General features: G+C 65.1%; 12 protein-coding genes. 2 read left to right on the top strand and 10 right to left on the bottom strand.

Features of this window, described 5'->3' with window-relative positions; translation table 11 throughout:
- Window positions 1–51: 51 nt before the first annotated feature.
- The 3 genes from D9M09_RS12960 to lodA all read right to left on the bottom strand — a co-directional run bounded on the left by D9M09_RS12960 (window position 52) and on the right by lodA (window position 4,381).
- Window positions 52–825: a ferredoxin--NADP reductase gene (locus D9M09_RS12960; RefSeq protein WP_070218815.1), complete on the bottom strand. Its 774-nt coding sequence runs from the start codon at window positions 823–825 to the stop codon at window positions 52–54.
- 245 nt (window positions 826–1,070) lie between these two features.
- Window positions 1,071–2,168 carry a tryptophan 7-halogenase gene (locus D9M09_RS12955; protein ID WP_070218814.1) on the bottom strand — a complete coding sequence of 366 codons (1,098 nt, stop codon included), beginning with the start codon at window positions 2,166–2,168 and terminating at the stop codon, window positions 1,071–1,073.
- A 2-nt stretch (window positions 2,169–2,170) separates the two neighbouring features.
- On the bottom strand, window positions 2,171–4,381 hold the full coding sequence (gene lodA, locus D9M09_RS12950; RefSeq protein ID WP_070218813.1) for a CTQ-dependent lysine 6-oxidase LodA: 2,211 nt from the start codon (window positions 4,379–4,381) through the stop codon (window positions 2,171–2,173).
- Between the two features lie 288 nt (window positions 4,382–4,669).
- On the opposite strand from lodA, the gene D9M09_RS12945 reads away from it, so the two are divergent.
- On the top strand, window positions 4,670–6,175 hold the full coding sequence (locus D9M09_RS12945; protein ID WP_070218812.1) for an anion permease: 1,506 nt from the start codon (window positions 4,670–4,672) through the stop codon (window positions 6,173–6,175).
- Here the strand turns inward: D9M09_RS12945 and D9M09_RS12940 are convergent.
- The 7 genes from D9M09_RS12940 to D9M09_RS12910 form a co-directional block, all read right to left on the bottom strand.
- A complete protein-coding gene (locus D9M09_RS12940) occupies window positions 6,166–6,546 on the bottom strand; it encodes an oxidoreductase (RefSeq protein WP_121669489.1) in 381 nt (126 codons plus the stop codon). The genes D9M09_RS12945 and D9M09_RS12940 overlap by 10 nt on opposite strands.
- A gap of 19 nt (window positions 6,547–6,565) precedes the next feature.
- Window positions 6,566–9,106: an EAL domain-containing protein gene (locus D9M09_RS12935; RefSeq protein ID WP_121669488.1), complete on the bottom strand. Its 2,541-nt coding sequence runs from the start codon at window positions 9,104–9,106 to the stop codon at window positions 6,566–6,568.
- Window positions 9,103–12,771 carry a response regulator gene (locus D9M09_RS12930; RefSeq protein ID WP_121669487.1) on the bottom strand — a complete coding sequence of 1,223 codons (3,669 nt, stop codon included), beginning with the start codon at window positions 12,769–12,771 and terminating at the stop codon, window positions 9,103–9,105. Before D9M09_RS12930 ends, D9M09_RS12935 begins: the two co-directional genes overlap by 4 nt.
- A 37-nt stretch (window positions 12,772–12,808) precedes the next feature.
- The gene (locus tag D9M09_RS12925; protein WP_121669486.1) at window positions 12,809–13,966 is read right to left on the bottom strand and encodes an ABC transporter substrate-binding protein; all 1,158 of its coding nucleotides are present in this window, start codon (window positions 13,964–13,966) and stop codon (window positions 12,809–12,811) included.
- A gap of 124 nt (window positions 13,967–14,090) precedes the next feature.
- The gene (locus D9M09_RS12920; protein ID WP_121669485.1) at window positions 14,091–15,098 is read right to left on the bottom strand and encodes an NADP-dependent oxidoreductase; all 1,008 of its coding nucleotides are present in this window, start codon (window positions 15,096–15,098) and stop codon (window positions 14,091–14,093) included.
- Window positions 15,099–15,134: 36 nt separating this feature from the next.
- Complete coding sequence (locus tag D9M09_RS12915) at window positions 15,135–15,944, bottom strand: oxidoreductase (RefSeq protein ID WP_121669484.1); 810 nt, start codon at window positions 15,942–15,944, stop codon at window positions 15,135–15,137.
- Window positions 15,945–16,034: 90 nt separating this feature from the next.
- Window positions 16,035–16,661, bottom strand: coding sequence for a TetR/AcrR family transcriptional regulator (locus tag D9M09_RS12910; protein WP_121671072.1), 627 nt, complete (start codon window positions 16,659–16,661; stop codon window positions 16,035–16,037).
- 84 nt (window positions 16,662–16,745) lie between these two features.
- Between D9M09_RS12910 and D9M09_RS12905 the strand changes: the two genes are divergently transcribed.
- On the top strand, window positions 16,746–17,114 hold the full coding sequence (locus D9M09_RS12905; RefSeq protein ID WP_070218805.1) for a gamma-glutamylcyclotransferase family protein: 369 nt from the start codon (window positions 16,746–16,748) through the stop codon (window positions 17,112–17,114).
- The last annotated feature ends 17 nt before the right edge of the window (window positions 17,115–17,131 follow it).

The following is a 17,131-nucleotide window of genomic DNA, read 5'->3' as shown; positions in this document are numbered from 1 at the left end:
GCGGGAAGCGGCGGGGCCGGGCCCCTGCATTTGCTGCGGATTTGCTCTCGATTACTTCTCGGCGAATGCGCGCTCGACAACGAAGTCGCCAGGCGTCGAGGTATTGCCTTCCTTGAAGCCACGCGCTTCCAGCATGTCTTTCAGGTCGCGCAGCATCTCGGAGCTGCCGCAAATCATCACGCGGTCTTCGGCAGGATTGAGTTCCGGCACGCCCAGGTCTTTGGCCAGCTTGCCGTTCTCGATCAGTTCCGTGATGCGGCCCATGTTGCGGAAGTCTTCGCGCGTCACGGTCGGGTAGTAGCGCAGCTTGTCGCTGACCATTTCGCCCAGGAACTCATGCTTCGGCAGATGTTCTTCCAGCAAGTCGTGGTAAGCCAGTTCGTCGACCTGGCGCACGCCGTGCACGAGGATCAATTCGTCGAAGCGTTCGTAGATGTCCGGATCGCGCACGATGCTGAGGAAAGGCGCCAGGCCCGTGCCCGTCGACAGCATGTACAGGCGCTTGCCCGGCAGCAGGTAGTCGGAGACCAGGGTGCCGGTCGGCTTGCGGCCGACGATGACGGTGTCTCCCACTTGCAAGTGTTGCAGACGCGACGTCAGGGGGCCGCCCGGCACCTTGATGCTGAAGAATTCCAGGTGGTCTTCGTAATTGGCGCTGGCGATACTGTAGGCGCGCAGCAATGGCTTGCCGTCGACGCGCAGGCCGATCATGGTGAAGTGGCCATTCGAGAAACGCAGCGACGGGTCGCGCGTGGTGGTAAAGGAGAACAGGGTATCCGTCCAGTGGTGCACGCTTAAAACGCGCTCTTCATTCATCGAACTCATAGTATTTGTTGGCTGGTCAAAAAAATGGTTAGTTGCTGGCAACTGCTGGCAAAAGTGAAACCCTGTGTAGGCCCAGACGCTATTGTACTGGCCTCCACACGAAATTGTTACCGTCTATCGCCGCCAATGCTGCCGCACGCGGTGCCGACATTATAGTGCGAACGGCAAGGCGGGGCTGAAATTCGCCCGGAAACGGGCGGTGGGCATGCGGTCTCTTGACCTGGCTCAGTTTTTCGCCGGCGGCATCAGGACGCGGCCCGGCGCTGCCAGAATGGCGCCTCCGGCCAGCGCTGTTCGGCGCCGTAGAAGCCGCGCCGCATCTGCAGATAGGTTTCAAACGAGGCGAAGACGCTGCGCCGGTAACCCGCCGCCATGCCCCGGTCGCCCGCCAGGCAGGCTTCCGCGACCCGCGCCGCATGGATGCCCGACGCCATGGCCTGACCGATGCCCAGCGATGAGATGGGGTCGAAGCAGGCGGCCGCGTCGCCCGCCGCCGTCCAGTTGTCGTCCGCCGGCAGCGAGGCCACGCGGCTGTGGATCGCATAGTGGCGCAGGGCGTTCGGCGCGGGCAGGCGCGGCATGATATCGCGCACGTGCTGCGTGCCCATGGCGGCATCGCGCCAGGGCGCTTCCTCTTTCAGCCGCAGGCGCTTGAGGATGTCGGCATCCGTGATGAAGGCCAGCGCCACGCGGTCGCCGGGCAGGGGCGCCGCATAATACCAGCCGTGCTGCGTCGTTTCCACCAGGGTGCGGTGCGGCAGGAATTGCGGTTCTTGCAACTGATAATAGGCGTACAGCGCCACCAGCGCGTCTTGCGTGTGGATGGGGCGCTTGCGCTGGCGCACGATGGCCGCCTGCTTGCCGCTGCAATCGATCAGGTAACGGGCCGTCAGGTCCACTTCCTGCCCGCCGGCCGCCACGCGCAAACGCCATGGGTCGCCGTGTTCCAGCTGCACCAGTTGGGCGGGACGCCACAGCTCCACGCCCGCCTGGCGCGCCTGCTCCAGCAGGATGGCGTCGTAATGCCGGCGGTCCAGGTGCAGGCCGTGGCCATGGCTGCTGAAGACGGCGTCGCGCGACATCAGTTCCGCGCTGCCCCAGGCGGCCGCGTGGGAAAACGCGGGCAGTTGGGCGCCGTCCAGCAGGTCGCGGCCCACGCCCAGAAAGTCGAGCATCGAGAAGATGGACGACGAGACCGTTTCGCCGGCCCGGTAATCGTCGAACAGCTGCTTTTCCAGCAAGGCGATGCGCAAGCCCGTGTAGCGGGCCAGGGTCAGGGCGGCGGCCGTGCCGGCGGCACCGCCGCCGACAATGACGACGTCGTAGTCGGGCGATGAAGACATGCTCAATGGGAAAACCGGCGCCGGTTGGCCGGCATGATTTTCTTCGGCGTGTCATGCAGGGCCACTTGCGCGCCGCCGCTGGCAAACAGCTGCGAGGCCTTCTCGGGCGCCGTCTGCGGATCTTCATCCTTGAGGAACCACGCGGGCAGGTAGTTGGCATCGTCGCCCGTGATGAAACTGCTGGCATTGCCGACCCCCACGCTGGCAGCCACGAATTTCGCGTGATTGCGCTCCTTTTCGACAAAGTACGGATACTGGCGGCCCGATTCTGCATCCTCGTTCTGGTTCACGATGAAACCCAGGTAGTGCCAGGAGCTGATCATCTGCGAAAAACTGTTCATGCCGCGGCTGTACATCACCTGCATGCCGGCCGGCACGCCGGCGAGCGCCTGTTCTTCCTTGGTGGTGGCGCCATTGATCACGTTCCACGGGCTTTGCGGCGGCCACCAGTAGGCGTAGTAGGTGGGCGGCACGGGGATCATCGTATCGGGATTCTTGACGATGTCCGGATTGTCGAAGTTGATCATCTGCACGGAGCAGTCATAGAAGTCGGCCTGCCATGGAATCGCCATGCGCTTGGTCAGGTCGCCCGGTTCGCAGCCGGTGCCGACGGTCGGATCGCTCCAGTCCAGCGGTTCGCATTCGTCGCGGCCCGGCGAGAGGCCGTTTTTGGCGTAGTCGGCATCCACGCGGTGCAGGATGGCGTACGGTTTTTCATAGATGATGGGGTTGCGCACGCTCCACGTCACTTCGATGCCAGGGCACATGGGTTCGCCGACGCAATTGCCGATGGTCGCGTGGTCGAGCGGGTCGATGCCCGGCAAGGCCAGGCCCGGCGCGTCGGGGGCGAATTTGCCGGCCGCCCATTGCTGCAAGGCAAAGTATTGCGTATCCGTCAATACCGAAAACTTGCTGATGACGTTGTTGCGCACGGAATTGCTGCCCGAATTCAGGGGCACGAGCGGTATGCCCGCGCCGGCATTGTCCGTGGTGGCGGCGCTGAACAATTGCCCGCCCTGGCCGCCGGTAAAACCCGGCACCTGTTCCTTTGTCCCTGGCCGGATGGCCGATGGCTTCCTGAAGTAACTGAGGAATTTCTCCCGCTGGGGCCGGTTTGCTTCCGAGGCATCGGCCACGTCGAAGGCGGGGCGGATGAAGGCCGTCATCGACGGCACCGTTGCCACCCACTGGTAATCGCCTATCCTGGCGAGGAATGGCTGAATGTCCTGCGCGTAATTGACGACATAGTCGGGGTTCCAGCCATCGCTGCCGCTCCAGCGGGCCGCATCGTAGGCCTCGGGCAGCGCGTTCTTGTATTTGATGGCCATGTCGGCCACGACGTCATCCCAGGTGGAAATATTCACCAGTTCTGGCGCGAACTTCGGCGAGCCGATGACCACCCAGGCTTTCAGCTCCACGGAGGGGCTGCCATCCTTGAAATGGATGGTTGCGCTGACGGGGCCGTCGGCCACGTCGTCATTCCACGTATCGCCGCCGCCGAAGCCCGTGATGCTTTCCGAGCCGCCGGCGCGGCCATAGGCGCCGATCACCAGCAAGTTGCCGCGCGAATCCGTGCGCATTTCGCCCAGGGTGCGCACCGGATAGCCTTGCGTGATGGCTTGCGGATCGGGGAAGGACACGTGCGCATAGGAACCGGCGCCGTCCTTGTCGAACTGGGCCTTGCCCAGCGGCGCGTCGAGGGTGCGCGGTCCCGGATCGACGATCAGTTTTTGCCGTGCCGCCTCTCCCGTGACGTCGCTGTTGCGCAGATTGGTCCAGGACGTGGGCGTGAGGTTCCAGGCGGGCGGCGTATTTTCCCAGGTTTCATAGCTGTTGTACGGGCCAAACATCAGGTCGCCCAGCAGGGGGATGAAGTTCCACCAGGCCGCCTTCTTGTTAGCCACGTGCACTGTCCACTCGATTTTGGCAATGCTCGGGTCTTGCAGGTCGACCAGGACTTTTTCCCCGGGACGTCCCGCCACGGACTTGTAGATGCGGAAACTGGCCGCCTGGCGCCGCACGCGGCCGGCCGCATCCTTGAACTGGGCAACGTGGACCGGCTTGCCATCGGCCAGCAGCGGATCGTTGTTGCCGTCCGCTTCGACCGGCAGCCCGCCGATGGTTTCCGGCGCCAGATAGAACGAATCATGGCTGTTGCCCACGCGGGCGATGCCGATGGATGGGTGGATCGAATACTGTTCCGTGCTATTCATCAAGTTTTCCCCTGAAAGGTTGGCAATCCTGGTGGCATATCTGGCGGCAGCTACGGGGAAAGATACAGAGAAAAATTGCCAAAAAAGTCACCCATTGTCACTGGCCGTCAATATATTCCGCTCCTGTGATAGCGCTCAAGTCAACGATTCGGGAATTTCCTGGCACGCGCACGCGTAATGGAGCGGGGCGGTTGCGTATGAGCTTGTATGATGTTGCTAAAAAGAATTATCACAAGCCGAGCGGGCGCCACTGCCCGTCCGGATGCCTGTCCAGTAAAGGAAATCATGATGTATAAAACAGTGCGCGACCTGTTCCTGCATTTCAAGGAAGCCGTCCCATTCCGCCTTGTCCCCGCCCTGATCTGCACCGCCTTGCTTGTCGGCATGCTATTGCTGCCGGCGCCCGAAGGCTTGACGCCCAAGGCTTGGGGCCTGGTGGCGATCTTCCTCACCACGATACTGGCGATCATATTAAAAGTCATGCCGATCGGCGTGATGGCGATGATGGCCATCGTCATTGTTTCCTTGTCGCAGGTGACGTCGACTTCGTCCAAGGGCGCCATCACGGATGCGCTCAGCAGTTTCTCGAATCCTCTGATCTGGCTGATCGTCGTGGCGATTCTGATATCGCGCGGCCTGAAGAAGACGGGGCTGGGCAGCCGCATCGGCCTGCTGTTCATTTCCTTGCTGGGCAAGCGCACCATGGGCATCGGCTATGGCCTGGCGATTTGCGAACTGGTGCTGGCGCCATTTACGCCCAGTAACACGGCACGCGGCGGCGGCATCGTCCACCCCGTCATGAAATCGATCGCCAACGCCTTCGATTCGGACCCGGCCAAGGGCACGGAAAAGAAGGTGGGCACGTATCTGGCCCTCGTCAACTACCATGCCAACCCGATCACCTCGGCCATGTTCCTGACGGCCACGGCGCCCAACCCGCTGGTGGTCGACTTCGTGGCCAAGGCCAGCGGCCAGAGTTTCCACCTGACGTGGACCACCTGGGCCCTGTGCATGCTGCTGCCGGGCCTGGTCTGCCTGCTGGTGATGCCTTTGATCATCTATTGGCTGTCGCCGCCGGAACTGAAAGCCACGCCCGACGCCGTCACCTACGCCAAGGCGCAATTGAAAGGCATGGGCCCGCTGTCGCCGCCGGAAAAAGTCATGCTGGGCACCTTCGCCCTGTTGCTGCTGCTGTGGGCCAACGTGCCCGCCATGCTGTTCGGCCCCGCCTTTTCGCTCGATGCGACGGTGGTCGCCTTTGTCGGCTTGTTCGTGCTGATCATTACCGGCACCATCGACTGGGACGACGTGCTGTCCGAAAAGAGCGCCTGGGACACCCTGGTGTGGTTCGGCGCGCTGGTGATGATGGCCGAGCAGCTGAACAAGACGGGCGTGATCGCCTGGTTTTCGGCCGGCATGAAGGCGGCGATTGTCGCCAGCGGCATGGACTGGCTGCCGATCGCCGGCGTCCTCGTGCTGGTGTTTGTCTTTTCGCATTACTTCTTTGCCAGCACGACGGCGCACATCAGCGCCATGCTGCTGGCCTTTCTGACCGTGGGCCTGCACCTGATCCCGGCCGAATACCACGTGCCGTTCATGCTGATGATGACGGCCGGCTCGGCCATCATGATGACCCTGACCCACTACGCGACGGGTACCTCGCCCATCATCTTCGGCAGCGGCTTTGTGACGATGGGCAACTGGTGGCGGGTCGGCTTCATCATGTGCGTGGTGGAACTGCTGATCTTTGCCGTCGTCGGCACGACGTGGTGGAAGGTGCTCGGCTACTGGTAAGGCAGCTCGCCGCGCACGACTTGCAGCAGATAGTCGCGCGCCGCGGCCCGTTCCATGCCTTTTTCCTGCAGCAGCGGCAGCAGGCGCTCAAACAGCTGGCGCCGCCGCAGCGATGGTTCGGACCTGTCGCGCCGGTCCGAAAAGAAATCCATCAGGGTCGAGCCGCACAGGCAATTGCGGTAGACCTCGACGATGGCGACGTTGTTGTCATCGAAACTTTGCTTGAGCCCCGAGACATCCTGGCGCATCGCCCGTGTCTGCCCGATGAACTCGTGCGCCGTGGCGAAGACGCGCCCGCAGCAGGCGCAATGCTTGGGAAAGGCCGCTTCGGCCAGGGCGCGCAAGCCTTCGAAGAACAGCTGCTCCTGCATGATGGCTCCTGGCGGCGCGCTAGGCGGCGCGGTTGCTGATCTCGATGCCATGGGGCCCCCGTGGTGGCCGCTGCACGCCCGATTCGAAACGCTGGAAGGCTTCCAGCAAGTGGTCTTTCAGCAGGGTTTCGTCCCACGGCTTGGTGATGAATTTGTACACCGAGCCTTCGTTGATGGCCGCCGTGACCGAATGCAGCTCAGGGTAGCCGGACAGCATCACGCGCACGATCTCGGGATAGACGCCCTTGATGCGGCGCAATAGTTCGTTGCCCGACATGCCCGGCATGCGCGCATCCGTGAGGATCACGCCCACCGCATGCGAGGCGACCAGTTCCAGCGCTTCCTGGGGATTGGTGGTGCTGAGTATCTGGTAGCCTTCCTTGCGCAGCGAGCGGCGCAGGGCGGACAGGATATGCTCCTCATCATCGACCAGCAGCAGCACGCGCTGGGGCGCCACGGCATGGCAGCTCTCGGGCGGCAAATGGGTGCCTGCATGCAGCATCAGATCCATCTCGGCGCCGGGCAGGGGGCGGCTGAAGTAATAGCCTTGCATGGCGTCGCAGCGGTTGGTATTGAGAAAACCCAATTGACCCTCCGTTTCCACGCCTTCGGCCACCGTGGTCAGGTGCAGGGACTTGGCCATGGCGATGATGGAGCGGGTCAGCGACGCGCCATCCACGCTGTCGGTCACGTCGCGGATGAACGATTGGTCGATCTTGACCACGTCGATGGGGAATTGCTTCAGATAGGACAGGCTGGAATAGCCGGTGCCGAAGTCGTCCAGCGACAGGGTGACGCCGATTTCCTTCAGGTGTTCCAGCGCCCGCACCACGAGGTCGCGGTTCTGCATCAGCACGCTCTCCGTCAGCTCCAGTTCCAGGCAATGCGCCGGCAGGCCGCTGTCGTCCAGCACTGCGCGCACCAGTTCCGGCATGTCGACCTGGCGGAACTGGCGTGCCGACACGTTGACGGCCATCGTCAGGTGCGTAAAGCCGTAGGCATGCCATACGCCCAGCTGCGCGCAGGCCGTGCGCAGCACCCATTCGCCGATTGGCACGATCATGCCCGTTTCCTCGGCGAGGGGAATGAATCGGTCCGGCGGCACCAGCCCGATGCCGTCGCGGCGCCAGCGCAGCAGCGCTTCCATGCCATAAATCTTGCCGCTGGTGAGGTCGACCTTGGGCTGGTAATGCAATTCCAGCTCGCCCAGCGCCAGCGCCTGGTGCAGCGCGTGTTCGATTTCGGCCCGCTCTTCCACCAGCACGCCCATCTTGTGGTTGTAGAACTGGCAGCCATTGCGGCCCTTGTCCTTGGCGCTGTACAGGGCCGCGTCGGCCGTCTTGAGCAGCATGTCGGCGCTGTCGCCGTCGGAGGGAAAGACGCTGGCGCCGATACTGGTGCTGACGTGCAAGGTATGTTCGCCCAGCACGACAGGATCGGCGAATAGTTCGAGTACTTTTTTCACGATCTCTTCGGCCGTCCCGATGTCGGGCAGGTCCGTCAGCAGGACGACGAATTCGTCGCCGCCCTGGCGGGCCACGGTGTCGCCTTCGCGCACGGCCAGCTTGAGTCGGCGGGCCACTTCCTGCAGCAGCGCATCGCCCACGGGGTGGCCATAGCTGTCGTTGACGAACTTGAAACGGTCGAGGTCCAGCATCAGGGTCGCCAGGTGCAAACGGGTGCGGCGCGCGTGGGCGATGGCCTGGCCGATGCGGTCGTTCAGCAACTGGCGGTTGGGCAAGTCCGTCAGCGCATCGTGGTTGGCCAGGTATTCGATGCGCCTTTGCTGCAGCTTGCGTTCCGTGATGTCCTGCACGGTACCGCGCATCAGCAGCACCTGATGGCCTTCGCGCACGGCTTCGGCCTGGTGAAAGACGATGCACTCGCCGCCATCGGGCTGCAGCACCTTGTGCTCCAGGCTGTAGCTGGTGCCGTTGGCATGCAGTTCCATGAAGGCATCGAGCAGCAGGGGCCGCTGGTCTTCGGGCAGGCATTGCAGCAAACGGTCGAAGCTGGTGGGGCCGGAATCGGCGTCCAGGCCCAGGATGCGCAACAGTTCCGGCGACCAGTAGCCATCGCCGCCGGTGCCCCGGTATTCCCAGTTGCCGAGGCGGGCCAGCGCCTGCGCGTGGCTGAGGCTATCCTGGATGCGGCTCAGCTCGGTGAGCGCGCTGCTGGCCCGCAGCAGGTAGCGCAAGCGGTGCGCCAGCAGCCGCCATTGCATCGGCTTGGAGATGAAATCGCTGGCACCCGCTTCCAGCGCCTGCTTGATGGAATCATCGTCGTCGTTGCCGGTCAGCACGACGATGGGCACGTGCGCGCCGCCGGGCAGCCGGCGCAGCTGTGCGCAGCATTCGAAGCCGCTCATGCCGGGCATGGCGACGTCGAGCAGGATCAGGTCGGGCACGCCGCGCTGGAAGGCGGCCAGCGCTTCCAGCCCGCTGGCCGCTTCCTCGATGCGGAAGCCTTCCGGCTCCAGCGCTTCCGTCACGAGGATGCGCGTCATGGTGTCGTCATCGACCACCAGGACCAGTGCTTGCGGGGGCTGTGCTGTATTCATGGGGTTTCCTTCTCAATGGCCAGGGCGGCGAGGACACGGTCGAGTTCTTGCTGGATGCCGCGGATATGCTGCAGCGCGCTGCCGACGTCATTGCCGCGCGCGTATTGTTCGATTTCACGGCAGGTGGCCGACAAGCCCAGCGCGCCCACGTTGGCGCAGCTGGACTTGAGCGTGTGCGCCGCCAGCTGCAGCGCCGCGGCGTCGCTGGCCCCGGCCGCCACTTCCAGCTGGCCCAGCAGGCGCGGGGCATCGCTGTAAAACAAATCGATGATGCGGCCCAGCACGTCGGGACGGCCGGGACGCCGCATGGCGCGCAGGTTTTGCAGGGCGGCCGCGTCGAGGATGGCGCTTGTTTCAGCCGGCGCCGCCGGGGCGGGCTGCGCCGGAGCGGCTTCCGCTACCGTCTCCGCTGCCGCCGGCGGGCACCAGCGGGCCAGCATGGACAGCAGGGCGGCGCGCGTATACGGCTTGGCGAGGTAGTCGTCCATGCCCGCCTCCAGGCACAGTTCGCGGTCGCCCAGAATGGCGTTGGCCGTCAGGGCAATGATGGGCGTGCGGCTGCGGCCTTGCTGGGCTTCCATGCGGCGCAGGCGCCGGGTCGCTTCGAAGCCGTCCATTTCCGGCATCTGGCAATCCATCAGGATCACATCGAACGGGTAGCGCTCCCACAGGGCCAGCGCGCGCCGCCCGTTGTCGGCCGGCGTGGCCTCGTAGCCCGTGTCTTCCAGCATGGCCAGGGCGATTTCCTGGTTGATCGCGTTGTCTTCCACCAGCAGCATGCGCAGCGGGGCCTGGCCCGGGGCTGCGCCAGCCGTATCCGGCGCGGCGGGCGGGGCCGACGTGGCAGGTATCGCAGCCGTCGCTGGCGCCAGGGTGCCGAAGCCGCCGACGGCCTCGATGCAGTGGCGCAATTCCAGCGCCCGCACGGGCTTGGTCAGGCAGTATTCCACGCCCAGCGCCGTCACCTGGCGCAGATCGGCCGAGGCGTCGAGCGAACTGAGCATGATGATTTTCAGCGCCGCCATGCGCGCGTCGCCTTTGATTGCCCGCACCAGCTCGGCGCCATCCATGACTGGCATGCGCATGTCGATGATCGCCAGGTCGAACGGGCGCCCGCTGCGCAGCGCGCCTTGCAGCCGGTCCAGCGCCTCGGCGCCGTCGGCGGCGCTGGCGGCGGCCATCTGCCACTCGATCGCGTGCTGCAGCAGGATACTGCGGTTGGTGGCGTTGTCGTCCACGATCAGCACGTTCAAGGCATGGAGCGACACGCGCGGTGGCGGCGCCGCCGGCGCGTCCTCGGGCGCCACCTCGCCGACGACGACGGTCACGGCGAAGCTGGAACCCTGTCCCGCCACGGATTGGAGCACAATGTTGCCGCCCATCATTTCCGCCAGCTGCTTGATGATGGCCAGGCCCAGTCCCGTGCCGCCGTACTTGCGCGAGGTGGTGCTGTCGGCCTGGCGGAACGGCTGGAAGACGGCTGCGGCCGCTTCCGGCGCCATGCCGATGCCCGTGTCGCGCACTTCCAGGCGGATCCGGCCGGCAGCGGGGCAGCTGACATCGACGGAAATTTCGCCCCGTTCCGTGAACTTGGTGGCGTTATTGAGCAGGTTGGTGAGGATCTGGCGCAGGCGCACGGGGTCGCCGCGCACGTGCTGCGGCACGTCGGAGGCGATGCGGCAGGTAAATTCGATGACCTTGCGCTGGATGCCGTTGGCAAACAGCGCCACCACGTCGTCGATCACCTGGCGCAGGTCGAAAGGGATGTGTTCGAGTACCAGCTTGCCCGCCTCGATCTTGGAAAAATCGAGGATGTCGTCGATGATGCTGAGCAGGCTTTCACCCGAACGGTGCACCGTGTGCACGAAACGCTGCTGCTTGGGACTCAGTTCCGTGCGTTGCAGCAATTCCGTCATGCCCAGCACGCCATTCATCGGCGTGCGGATCTCGTGGCTCATCTTGGCCAGGAATTCCGATTTGGCGCGGTTGGCGGCATCGGCCTCGGCCTTGGCCTGCGTCAGCGCCAGGTCGCGCTGTTCGACGTGCTCGAGCATGCCGTTGAAGCCCGTGATCAGCTGCCCCAGTTCGTCGCTGCCGTGCTGCGCGACGCGCACCGACAGGGCCTTGCCGTCGCGGATATGCGCGATGGCGTAGGACAAACGCGCCAGCGGCCTGGCGATCGATGCGCTGATCAGGCCCGTGATGGCCACGCAGGCCAGCAGCAGGACCAGCGCGATGCCGAGGATCAGCACGAAGGCATGCCGCACGCCGTCGCGCACCTTGGCCACCGCATCCTGCTGCTGCCCCGTGATGCGCGCCACTTGCTGCGCGGAATAGGCGGCCTGTTCGCGCTCGAAGGCGCGCACATGGTCGATGACCTCGTTCAGCGCCGTCTGGCTGTCCAGCACGCTGCCCTTGGCCTGCACCAGCCGCTGTCCCGAGCGCTCCACGGCGTCCAGGTAGGTGTTGACGACCCTCGTTTCGGCCAGCAAGCCCAGCTGGCCTATGCTTTGCTGTAGGGCCTGCATGGTGGCCATGTCGCGGTGCAGGGCGCTGATGCGCCGGGCGATATCCTGGCCCAGCCGGGTGACGTCGGCGGCGGCCGTGGCGAGCATGACTTCGCCCACGTCGATGCTGATGGCGTCGACGGCAAGGTTGATTTCACCGCTGGCATCCTCGATGCGGGCCGAGGTGCGCATGTAGCGGCCGGCCTCGGCCATCCGGGCGCGTCCGATGGCCAGCTGCAGTTCGATGGGATCGAGCTCCTCGGCCAGGCGCAGGTGGGCAGCGGCCAGGGCGGTGCTGGTCTGTTCCTTGAGCGCCGCATATTGCGCCTGCTGCGCCGCGCTGGCGCCGCCCTCGGCCAGCAGGCCGGCGCGCAGGGCCAGCAAGCCGGCGGCGGGATCGAGCATCTGGCGCGCCGTGGCCAGCAGGGTCGCCCGCAGCGTCTGCTGGGCCGGGCTGATGTCGCGCTCGCTGGTTCCCGCCAGGTGCGCGACGGCCGCCGTCAGCCGCTCGCGCAGGGGAGCGATGCGGAAACGGTTCTTCACGGCTTCCGTTTCGGCCAGCGCAATCTGCATGTCGTGGATGCTCTTGCGCAGGTCGGTCAGGTAGCGGGCATTCTGGTTCAGGCGCTGGCTTTGCAGCTGCACCTCGGCGGCCGTGGCCTGGGCCTGGCTGTCGACGACGCGGATCTTGCTGCGCGCGCCCTTGGCGGCGGCCTTGATCTGCGCCAGCACTTGCCGCATCTCCGTCGCCTGCGCCTTGTAATAGGCCTCGTTTTCCAGGCGCTTGCGCACGGCGACGCGCATGCGCTGGAATTCCCGTTCGAAGGCTGCGTGGTAGCGGGGCGCCTGCGATTCGCCATGGCGCCGCAAATCGTCGCTGATGTTCTCGGCGGCCTCGATATTGGCGCCGATCTTGTTCGATACCTGCTCGAGCTGCGCCAGGTCTTCCGCCTTGCCCAGCTCGAAAAAGTCCGACGCCATATCCTGCACGGTATAGCGCAGGCGCAACACGTCCGTGTACAACGGCACCGTTTCGTCGGTCAAGCCGTGGACATGGGTTTCGATGCCTTTCACCAGCAGCAGGCTCGCTGCCGCCATGGCCGCCACGCCGGCCAGCAGGACGGTGGTACTGATGATCAGCTTGGTCCTGATTTTCATGCCAGGCTCCAGGGCGGGCCGCAAAAATGGGCGCGCATCACTTCGCGCCAGGCGCCATATCCGCCGGAACGATCCTGCCGTCGGCGATACGGGTCAGGAAAACGGCCGTCGACGCCTGGTGATTGTCCGGCCGCAGCGTTACCAGCATGCCGCCCAGATCGAGCCGGTCGAACGTTTCGAAACTCTGGATCAGGCGCTCGCGCGTGAGGTCGGCGCCTGTGCGGCGCAGCGCCGCCACCATCAGGGTGGCCGAGATGCAGCCTTCGAAACTGACGAAAGACAGCCTGGCCGCCGGCACGTGCCGGGCCAGCAGGGCGGCGCAGTCGGCGGCGATCGGCAACTGGCGGTCTTCCGGCAGGGGCACCACTTGCGAAATCACAATGTTGTTGCCTTCCGTGCCCAGCAGCTGCAGCAGGCTGTCGGTACCGACAAACGATACCGTGGCCAAGGCCGCCTTCAGCCCGGCCTGGCCCGCTTCGCGCACGAATGCGGCCACCGGGGTGTAGGGGCCGGCCATGATCACCGCTTGCAGGTCGTGGCCGATCAGGGCCGCCAGGCCCGCCTTGACGGCCGTCGTGCCGCGCTGGAACGATCCCTTGGCAACGAGTTCCATGCCGCGCCGCTGCAGCGCGCGCACGGTGCCGTCGAGCACGGCATTGCCGAAACCGTCGTCCTGGTACAGCACGCCAAAGCGCTGGATGCCCCGGCTGGCGAAATACTGCACCAGGGCATCGGACTCATCGTCGTAACTGGCGCGAAAGTTGATGATTTCATGCACCACGGGGCGGCGCAAGGTCATCGCGCCCGTAAACGCGCCCACCAGCGGCACCTTCATTTCCTGCACAATCGGTATGACGGCGTTGGTGGTGGGCGTGCCCACGTTGCCGAACAGGGCGAATACCTGTTTTTCCTCGACCAGCCTGAGCGTTTCGCTGATGGCGCGGTCCGGATCGTAACCATCGTCGGCCACCACCAGCTCGATGCTGCGGCCGTGGATGCCGCCGCTGCGGTTCGCTTCCTGGAACACGGCCGTCGCGCCATCGAGCATGGCCCGTCCCAGCCCCGAGGCCGCGCCCGTTTGCGCATTGACCATGCCCAGCCGGATGTGCGTATCGGTGACGCCCGGTTCGGCGGCATGGACTATGCCGGCCACGAGAGCGATAGCGAGCCAGCAGCATTCCGGGGAAAAGCGCATGAGCTACCTTTATGGAGGTTGACCGGTATCAATAGGCATGGGGTTGACAACGAGTATGGAGGAAATTGCCAACAAAAAACTCACACATAGTCACGGCGCCCGAAGCCGTTGCGGCGCAGCTCGTTCAAGGCATGGTCAGCTGTACTACCACCTTGCCCCGTGCGCGTCCCTGCGCCAGGTAGGCCAGCGCCTGTTTGGCTTGAAGAAAAGGAAACACCTGGTCGATGACGGGGCGGATGGTGCCCGCCTCAAGCAGGGCGGCGATCTGCGCCAGCTGGCCGCCGTCGGGACGCACGAAGTGGAAGGCGTAGCTGGCGCCGCGCCGCCGCGCCTGGCCGATGATCTTGCGGCTGAGTAAGCCGAACACCAGTTTCAGCACCACGTGCATGCCGCGCGCGCGGGCAAAGGCCGCATCCGGCGGGCCGACCAGCGAGACGACGCGGCTGCCGGGCTTGACGATGCGCAAGGCTTTTTCCAGCCCGTCGCCGCGCACCGTGCCCAGCACGGCGTCGTAATCGCGCAGCACGTCCTCGAACGGCTGTTTCTTGTAATCGACCACCTCATCGGCGCCCAGGCCGCGCACCAGTTCCACGTTGGCCGTGCTGGTGGTGGTGCCCACGCGGGCGCCCAGGTGCCTGGCCAGCTGGATGGCGAACGTGCCGATGCCGCCGGAACCGGCCGGGATGAACACTTTCTGACCCGGCCGCAGCTGCATGCGCTCGTGCATGGCTTGCCACGCCGTCAAGCCCACCATGGGAATCGACGCCGCCTGCACGAAATCGAGGCTGGCCGGTTTCAGGGCGGCCGCCTGTTCCGGCACGACGGCAAATTCGGCCAGGCTGCCGTGCGGCGTGTCGAAAATGCTCGCATACACGGCGTCGCCGACCTTGAAGCGCGTGACGCCGCTGCCGACTTCCATCACGACGCCGGCCAGGTCGCTGCCCAGGGTGGCCGGCAAGCGCAGTTTTAATATCGGCTTGAAGTCGCCCCTGGGAATCAGGTTATCGATGGGGTTCAGGCCGACGGCGTGCACCCGCACCAGCAGTTCGCCGGGGCCGGGGGTAGGGCGGGGCAGTTCCGCAAACGTCACGTGATCGAGACCGCCGTATTTTTTAAGTTGCAATGCTTGCATGATGTTCTCTCTGAATGCTGGAAAAAATGCTGGCGTTCAGGCCAGGCGCAGGTCCTTGCGCAAGCCGGCGTCCATCAGCGCGGCGGGCAGGAAACGGCGCATCAGGCGCAAGCGTGCCGCCAGCGGCCCGGCCGTGTAGCGCAATTTCGGCTCGCTTGCCTGGGCCGCCGCCAGCACGGTATCGGCCACGACGCCAGGGTCATCGGCGCCGGCCATCAGCGCTTGCAGCCGGCTTGTGACGGCCGCGCTCACTTGCCGGTAGGCGGACAGCGGCGTATCGGGCGCCAGCAGATTGGCTTCGAACGTGGTTTTCGTATAGGCCGGTTCGATGACGCTGGCGCGGATGCCCCAGCCGCGCACTTCATGGTCGAGCGATTCAGTGTAGCCCTCGATCGCGTGCTTGGTGGCCGAATACAGCGCGCCGTAGGGCATGGGCAAAAAGCCCACGACGGAACCGATGTTGAGGATGCGCCCGCCGCTCTGGGCCCGCATGTGCGGCAGCACAGCCAGGGTCATGCGCACGACGCCGTAAAAATTCGTGTCGAAGATGGCTTGCGCCTGCGCCACGCTGCTTTCCTCGGCGCCCGCCGGGGCCACGCCGAAGCCGGCGTTATTGACCAGCAGGTCGATGCGGCCTTCGCGCCGCATCAGCTCGGCCACGGCGGCAGCGACCGAAGCGTCGCTGGTGACGTCGAGCGCCAGCATCGTGTAGCCGACCGCATCGGCTTGCGCGCCGCGGCGGCTGGTGCCGTACACCGTGTAGCCCGCTTGCGCCAGGCGCTGGGCCGTGGCCGCGCCGATGCCGGACGAGGCGCCGGTGACCAGGGCAATCTTGTTATCGTTCATGGCAGTCCTTCAGTGGTGGATAGTGTTGAATATGATGATCGTCATATTGTTGTTTGAAAAAAAGCCCGGGACGGACCCGGGCCATGGGCATTACGGCTGGTTTGTCTCCTGGAACTGCGCCAGGGTGGCGGCGCACAGGGCGTCCGACAGCGCCGGTTCGTCGACGGCGCGCGCCAGGATGGTGGTGCCGATCATGGCGCACACCGTCGCCATGGCTTGCGCGTGCGCTTCGGGCTGGCCCCAGTTCGGCAGCTGGCGCGCGAACAGGTCGATCATTTCCTTGATGTGGATGGTGGCGGCGCGCCGCACCTCGGGCGCCTGGCGCGGCATTTCCGAGCCCAGCGCCGACACGGGGCAGCCGACCTCGATGGCGGCGATGTGTTCGGGCGACAAGTAGGCGGCCAGCATCGCCTGCAGCGCCTGGCCGGGCGGGGCGGCGGCCGCCACCCTGGCCGCCAGCGCCACCGCTTCGGCGCCCGCGCGGTCGCCCGCTTCGGCCAGCAGCGCGTCGCGCGAGGCGAAGTGCGCATAAAAGCCGCCGTGCGTCAGGCCCGCTTCCTTCATGATGTCGGCCACACCCGTGCCCGCATAGCCGCTGCGGCGGATGGCACGCGTGGCCACCTCGACGATGCGTTCGTGGGTGGCTTCCTTGCGGCTTTGCGCCGAGGGTTGCTTGTCAGATGATTTGTTGGATGAGTTCTGCATGATGGTCATCATATCGCAGTTTTCAAAACCGTGCAGGGCTTGTGCCGCCAAAAGGCGTTACGATGCATGCTATCGACATGCGACCAGGAGCGACAGATGGCAACTATTTCAACGGCAACGATGGAACACCTGTTTTCCTACGGCACCTTGCAGCAGCCCGGGGTGCAACTGGCCACCTTCGGGCGCCTGCTCGACAGCGGGCCCGACCAGTTACCCGGCTACCGTCTGGCGCTGCTGGCCATCGACGATGCGCAGGTGGTGGCGACCAGCGGCAAGACGCATCATCCGATCGCCTCGCGCGGCGAACCGACGGATAGCGTGCCGGGCGCCGTACTGGCCGTCTCGCTCGAGGAATTGCGGCAGGCGGATGGTTACGAGGTGGCCGACTACCGGCGCGAACGCGTGACCCTGGCGTCGGGCCTGCAAGCCTGGGCCTACGTGGATGCGCGCCATGCCGCTCCTTGAGCGGCATGGCAACAGGT

It is taken from the genome of Janthinobacterium agaricidamnosum, assembly GCF_003667705.1.
Lineage (GTDB): Bacteria > Pseudomonadota > Gammaproteobacteria > Burkholderiales > Burkholderiaceae_D > Janthinobacterium.
The sequence above is the reverse complement of the archived record's forward strand: the minus strand, read 5'-3'. Positions and strand labels throughout refer to the sequence as shown.

Coding starts and splice junctions, on each gene's coding strand:
- D9M09_RS12960 (WP_070218815.1), bottom strand. CDS start 825: ATGAGTTCGATGAATGAAGAGCGCGTTTTAAGCGTGCACCACTGGACG.
- D9M09_RS12955 (WP_070218814.1), bottom strand. CDS start 2,168: ATGTCTTCATCGCCCGACTACGACGTCGTCATTGTCGGCGGCGGTGCC.
- lodA (WP_070218813.1), bottom strand. CDS start 4,381: ATGAATAGCACGGAACAGTATTCGATCCACCCATCCATCGGCATCGCC.
- D9M09_RS12945 (WP_070218812.1), top strand. CDS start 4,670: ATGTATAAAACAGTGCGCGACCTGTTCCTGCATTTCAAGGAAGCCGTC.
- D9M09_RS12940 (WP_121669489.1), bottom strand. CDS start 6,546: ATGCAGGAGCAGCTGTTCTTCGAAGGCTTGCGCGCCCTGGCCGAAGCG.
- D9M09_RS12935 (WP_121669488.1), bottom strand. CDS start 9,106: ATGAATACAGCACAGCCCCCGCAAGCACTGGTCCTGGTGGTCGATGAC.
- D9M09_RS12930 (WP_121669487.1), bottom strand. CDS start 12,771: ATGAAAATCAGGACCAAGCTGATCATCAGTACCACCGTCCTGCTGGCC.
- D9M09_RS12925 (WP_121669486.1), bottom strand. CDS start 13,966: ATGCGCTTTTCCCCGGAATGCTGCTGGCTCGCTATCGCTCTCGTGGCC.
- D9M09_RS12920 (WP_121669485.1), bottom strand. CDS start 15,098: ATGCAAGCATTGCAACTTAAAAAATACGGCGGTCTCGATCACGTGACG.
- D9M09_RS12915 (WP_121669484.1), bottom strand. CDS start 15,944: ATGAACGATAACAAGATTGCCCTGGTCACCGGCGCCTCGTCCGGCATC.
- D9M09_RS12910 (WP_121671072.1), bottom strand. CDS start 16,661: ATGATGACCATCATGCAGAACTCATCCAACAAATCATCTGACAAGCAA.
- D9M09_RS12905 (WP_070218805.1), top strand. CDS start 16,746: ATGGCAACTATTTCAACGGCAACGATGGAACACCTGTTTTCCTACGGC.